This window comes from Deltaproteobacteria bacterium, from assembly GCA_016931625.1.
Lineage (GTDB): Bacteria > Myxococcota > XYA12-FULL-58-9 > XYA12-FULL-58-9 > JAFGEK01 > JAFGEK01.
Window position 1 is genome coordinate 1 of record JAFGEK010000021.1, and the last position, 5180, is coordinate 5180.

A 5180-nucleotide genomic window follows, 5' to 3' on the forward strand; every position below is an offset into this window, starting at 1 on the left:
ACATGAAGGGCAATTATTAGCGGCAATGATTGTTGTGCTCCATGGTCTTGAACATGCACGAAATGATCAAGGTTTATTGCAAGTGCTTGAACGTATTCATGTGCGAGGAATGCGTGCCAAAGCTGGTAATCTTGCTATGCCACCGCCGCTGCGCCCAACTAATAACACCAATGTAATGGCTTGTGCTAATGCTGCCGAGTTATTATCTTTAGGATTAGCAGAGCGATTAACAAAAGCAGGAGAAATTGGTTGTAGTTTGCCACCGGCTGCTCCTGGCGCAGCACCTGTTGCACTGCCATTATTTTGCGAGCTTGATACGCAAGTATTTACTGCAGTCGTGCGTAGCTTAAGTTATCATCGAGTTCCTGCCGGTGCTGACCTGCTAAAAGAAGGAGATATGGGTGATAGCTTATTAATTTTAGCAAGCGGTATGGCGTCGGTATCAAAAAATGGTGCGGTGTTGGCAAAATTAGGGCCTGGCTCAGTTGTTGGTGAAATGGCTCTAATTACGCGAGCACCTCGTTCGGCAACTGTAACTGCTGATGAATTTTGCGAATATTTTGAGTTATCACGTCAAAACGTTCATAACATAGCCAAGCTTGAACCCAAAGTAGCTGATGAACTACAAGCTTATTGTCGTGGGCGCTTATTGCAAAATCTATTACGTAGTTCACCGCTATTTGCACGTTTTGATGAACAAACCCGTATAGATATCCTCAGTAGATTTAAAACAATCACCTTTGAGGCTGCTGAGGGGATCATAGTGCAAGGGCAACTATCACCAGGATTATATTTAATTGCTTCTGGTGAAGTGGATGTAAAAATTGCAAACTCTGATGGCGAAATGGTGCATGTGGCCACCCTTAAGCCCGGTGAAGTTTTTGGTGAAATCTCACTAATAAAAAAACAGCCTGCAACTGCCTATGTTACAGCGCGTAACACCGTGGGAGCTTTAGTGCTTACCGCTGACGAATTTGAATTTGTATTACAAGAACATCCAGGCGTTCGCGAATATCTAGTGACATTGACTGCCGATCGTTTGCAAGCTTCACGCGAAGCTCTTGATGCTAGCGGATTTATTGATGATGATGATTTGATTTTATTATAGTTAAATATCAGGCACTGACTAAGCATCAGTGCCTGACCTTAATTCTGATAGTAGTTACAGCTATGGATGCCAAGGATTAGCTAAACTCATTGCGGTATCCTCGGTTAACATATTTCCACCGCTAACAGTGCTATAAAGTCCTTGGGCTGTATTTCTATATCCCCCAGATACACTACTGTAATTACCGGTGGTTCTCGATAACCTGCCAGCGCTGATACTGCTTGAATCACCTAAAGTAATGTTGTCAAATCCACCACCAATACTGGATCTATCCCCTGTTGCTAAATTGTTAGATCCACCACTAATAGCGGCGCCATTACCGGCAGCGGCACTGTAAATTCCACCAATAACAGATGCATATGCACCAACAGCATAATTACTTGTACCTGTGACTATTGCAGCATATCCAGAATATGTATTTTTATCGCCCACTACAAGGTAATGCGAACCATTTTTATCGACATTATATTCAAACCAGGTACCACCATAATTTTCGCAATCAGTTTGATTATTATAGATTGATAATGTGCACTTTTGAAAAGGAATTGTCGATACTTCATCATAACCAATTATTATATTACCCAAGCCATTTATACTATCAGTGGAACCTTGACCATTCATCACTTGCAAATTAACACCTGTAAGCTGGATAATCGGTCCGCGAGCATCACTAGTAACCGTCAGAAATGGTTCAAGATCCATAGTATTGCTGTTTTCTATTGAAGTGATCCGAGTACCATGACCAGCTAGTGATGTATTTATACTCGATATAGAAGTCGTATGCGAAGCAATTGTAGTGGAATGACTTGTAATATTTGTTGCATTTGCTGCAATATCTGTATCGTTGCTTGCTATTGCACTAGCATTGACTGCGATAGCTGCTGCATTCGCGGCTATGTCTGTATCGTTACTTGCTATCGCGCTGGTGTTGGCGGATATTGCACTGGCATTGGCTGTTAAAGCTGTAGTATGTGCTGCAATATCTGTATCGTTGCTTGTTATTGCACTAGCGTTGGCTGCTATAGCTGCAACATTCGCGGCTATGTCTGTATCGTTGCTTGCTATTGCACTGCTGTTTGCAGCTATTGCGCTAGCATTGGCTGCTATAGCTGCTGCATTCGCGGCAATATCTTTATCCCTTTTACCTATTGCGTTAGCATTCGATGCAATTGCCGCATCCCTATTCGCAATACCATTCGCGTTTGCAGCAATCTTACCGTTACTGGCTAAAATGGCAGCCGCATTCTCGCTAATATTTGCGCTATTGTTTATAATCGCTTCCGTGTTTGCGCTGATATTAACGCTATTAATTGAAATGTTGGTTTCATTAGTAATGACAGCTTCATCAATCGTAGCAATTGCCGAGCTGTTACTAGCAATTTTTTCTGAATTGGCGGTTATAGATGCACCATTAAGCTCAATATCATTCTCATGAACTGTCAATATGGTTGAATGATTTGAAGTTGTCGTAGCTAGTTAATCTAAGCGATTGTTGGTTTCAGTTTCGTATTGAGAGAGTTTAGTTTCAAGAGCTCTGATACGAGCTTCAAGTTCACTGATTCCCTCTTCGCTAGTAGGCTGGCTTGCGCTAGTATTATCGCAAGCTACAAAAGCCAAAGCCAATACTGGCAAAATAGCTTTTAGGTTTCGCATGATTAGGCTCCTTAAGGGTATGTTTAAAACTTAGCGTGCTGCTGGTATGAAATTCCAGGCCTACATAACAAAATTTATTGCAATTGAAAAGTAGAACCCAAGTTAGTTTTTAAAAACATGAATCCAATCGATATAAGTATCCACTGACACAAATGATTGGTCATGCCAAACGACACAAATTACTCGTTCAAGCCAGCCGTTTTCACTGCTTTGAGAATCATCAATTTCTATCTCGGGTGTTATGAGTATTTTGTCTTTTACCGATAGATTATCCACGCACCATGACTTATGGTAAACCGTTTTTATCAGGATGCCTCCTGTCCAAGCGGGTGCTCCAAGCGGGTGCCAGACACTAAATAAAGGGGGGCTTGCTAATGGGGCGGGTTCATTTAATTATACATCAGAGTTTCACCAAAAACTGTAATGCAAAGGAAAATATATGAAAACCGTACTGGCCGTGTATTTCTCTCTCGCTATGAGTTTGCTTTTTTTGCAAGCTTGTTCACCAAAGAAAACTTTAATTCTTACTGTCGATCCTTTCACTGTGAATGGGATGACCGTTTCATCTTCATTAAAAGATGGTAAGCTAACACCTTTTGCCACTGATTTTTCGTTTATGGGAAAAGTGAAATATCCAGAATCGGGAAAACTGATTTTTAAAGCCATTGGATTGCATAGCCCAAACCTTAGGGTTTTTATTGATGATCAGATAGTATGGGAACCACAGATTGATGGTTTTAAGGATTTCGAAGAATCAAAACCAATAGCCGTGGCACAAAAAAATGAAAACGATGAAATCAATCTTCGCGTAGTGGTAAGGGGGTTAAATGGAGGGATTCAGTCATTCGAAGTATATAGATAACGGTTAACTTTTTACCTAAAAGAGCCAATTATGAATAGTTTTGCATAGGACATAAGCGAGAATAGCGATGGGTAATATTTTTTCGTTCTCATCATCACGCATCAAACACGCCGATGCCGAGCAGCAAGTAAATAGCTGCACTAAAGCCGTGTCGCCTCATGCTGCTAAAGCTACTCAAGCTGCATCATCAGTAGCTCTCCCCACTTGCCGAAGATTAAAACTTTTGCGCTTAAATGCGGGCAAAATCTCGCCTATCGCGAATATGGTGATCCCCAAAGCGACGTGGTGGTATTCTATGTCCATGGTACTCCCGGGACTTCGGCGCTGATGCCACCTGATTTCACTGGTATCAAAAAACATCGTATCCGCTGGATCGCCATTGACCAATACCGATTTACGTGGATGATTGGTGTTTGGTAATAGATATGGGATATTATGTAAATGAGCCAGGATTGCTTTATCAATTGAATGCCAAGCTTTAATATCACACAAAGCGTTTAATTGTGCCTCTTGAGCTTCTATTGCAGTTTCATTCAATAAAGTCTCGACTAAAACTTGAGCAAGTTGGCTAACTTCGTTAGAGTCAAGTGCTTTAGATACATCCGTTAATTCATCTGCAGTTTCAGCTCGAATTGATTCATTCTCTGATTTCAGACAGTTAATTAATTGCTGCAATCTTTTAGGTCCCAATTGACATGTTAAAAAGGAATGGCCCAAATATCTGGCTTATCATCAATGTCTAATGACTGTTCACGCCAAGTTAGCGTATATAACGGTTCATCTGGGAAGTCGTTCATTTCTAGACAACAAGATTCGCCAGCAACTACTGCCGACCAGACTGGAGTATCAGCTTGCTTCTTCCATGCAATAGGTAGATTAAGAAAATCAGCAATGCTTGTGATTTGATCTGACATTTAATGCACTCCGTATTTTTTATTAATACTCACATTTGGCGTTTTGCTTCCATGAATGATTCTTTTCCAAAGCGCCTCACCATGAAACCCTTGTTGTGAATATTTTTCAACATAGTATTCAATTGGCCGTAATGGTTTATCTTTAGCTAGTTGCACGGCAACTTCACGATCAGCCATCATCTCTCTTGCTTGTTGTTTTAACATATTTCTCGCTGATGTAACTCGTTCTGCTGTCTCACGCGTGAGTGGTCCAGAAGTATTAATTTTTTTAACTTCATGACTATACCACGAACGAACTTGGGCAGTAGTTATATACCCTTTGCGTTCACTAGCCGTAGTAATTTTTAGCCGATTTGGGTCATAGTAATTATTTGCTAACCCCATTGCACTATACACCAACGCGCCATAGATAGCTTCACTCTCATTTTGTTTTGCAACAAAACTATCTATTTCTTGAGTTGTAGGAACGCTACCAGCAATACAACGTGTTTGAATGAAATCAAGAATAGCTTTGGGGTTTTGACGAGCGCTATTATAAAAATCTCTTACCGCTATAGCCCTGACTCTTGATCTCATCTCTGTAATTGATCGATTTTATTAGGCTTTACTGGATGCCCTCTTTCGAGGGCATGACGTAGAGAGT

General features: G+C 41.0%; 8 protein-coding genes. 2 read left to right on the forward strand and 6 right to left on the reverse strand.

Going from position 1 to position 5180, the window contains the following annotated elements; all coding sequences use genetic code 11:
- Positions 1–1108 (forward strand): cyclic nucleotide-binding domain-containing protein (locus tag JW841_01785; protein ID MBN1959651.1); only part of this gene is annotated, 1108 nt, incomplete at its 5' end.
- A 60-nt stretch (positions 1109–1168) separates the two neighbouring features.
- Here the strand turns inward: JW841_01785 and JW841_01790 are convergent.
- The 3 genes from JW841_01790 to JW841_01800 form a co-directional block, all read right to left on the reverse strand.
- A complete protein-coding gene (locus JW841_01790; GenBank protein ID MBN1959652.1) occupies positions 1169–2551 on the reverse strand; it encodes a hypothetical protein in 1383 nt (460 codons plus the stop codon).
- 33 nt (positions 2552–2584) lie between these two features.
- Entirely contained in the window at positions 2585–2761 is a 177-nt protein-coding gene (locus tag JW841_01795) for a hypothetical protein (protein ID MBN1959653.1), read from the reverse strand.
- A 102-nt stretch (positions 2762–2863) separates the two neighbouring features.
- The gene (locus JW841_01800) at positions 2864–3037 is read right to left on the reverse strand and encodes a hypothetical protein (GenBank protein MBN1959654.1); all 174 of its coding nucleotides are present in this window, start codon (positions 3035–3037) and stop codon (positions 2864–2866) included.
- A 163-nt stretch (positions 3038–3200) separates the two neighbouring features.
- Between JW841_01800 and JW841_01805 the strand changes: the two genes are divergently transcribed.
- Entirely contained in the window at positions 3201–3623 is a 423-nt protein-coding gene (locus JW841_01805; GenBank protein ID MBN1959655.1) for a hypothetical protein, read from the forward strand.
- A gap of 174 nt (positions 3624–3797) precedes the next feature.
- Here the strand turns inward: JW841_01805 and JW841_01810 are convergent, their stop codons facing one another.
- From JW841_01810 to JW841_01820, 3 genes are read right to left on the reverse strand one after another with little or no spacing between them, the layout of a single operon-like run.
- Positions 3798–4313, reverse strand: a complete 516-nt coding sequence (locus tag JW841_01810) for a hypothetical protein (GenBank protein ID MBN1959656.1) — start codon at positions 4311–4313, stop codon at positions 3798–3800.
- Between the two features lie 8 nt (positions 4314–4321).
- The gene (locus JW841_01815) at positions 4322–4537 is read right to left on the reverse strand and encodes a hypothetical protein (protein MBN1959657.1); all 216 of its coding nucleotides are present in this window, start codon (positions 4535–4537) and stop codon (positions 4322–4324) included.
- Positions 4538–5113, reverse strand: coding sequence for a hypothetical protein (locus JW841_01820; protein ID MBN1959658.1), 576 nt, complete (start codon positions 5111–5113; stop codon positions 4538–4540). It abuts the gene before it with no gap.
- Between the last annotated feature and the right edge of the window lie 67 nt (positions 5114–5180).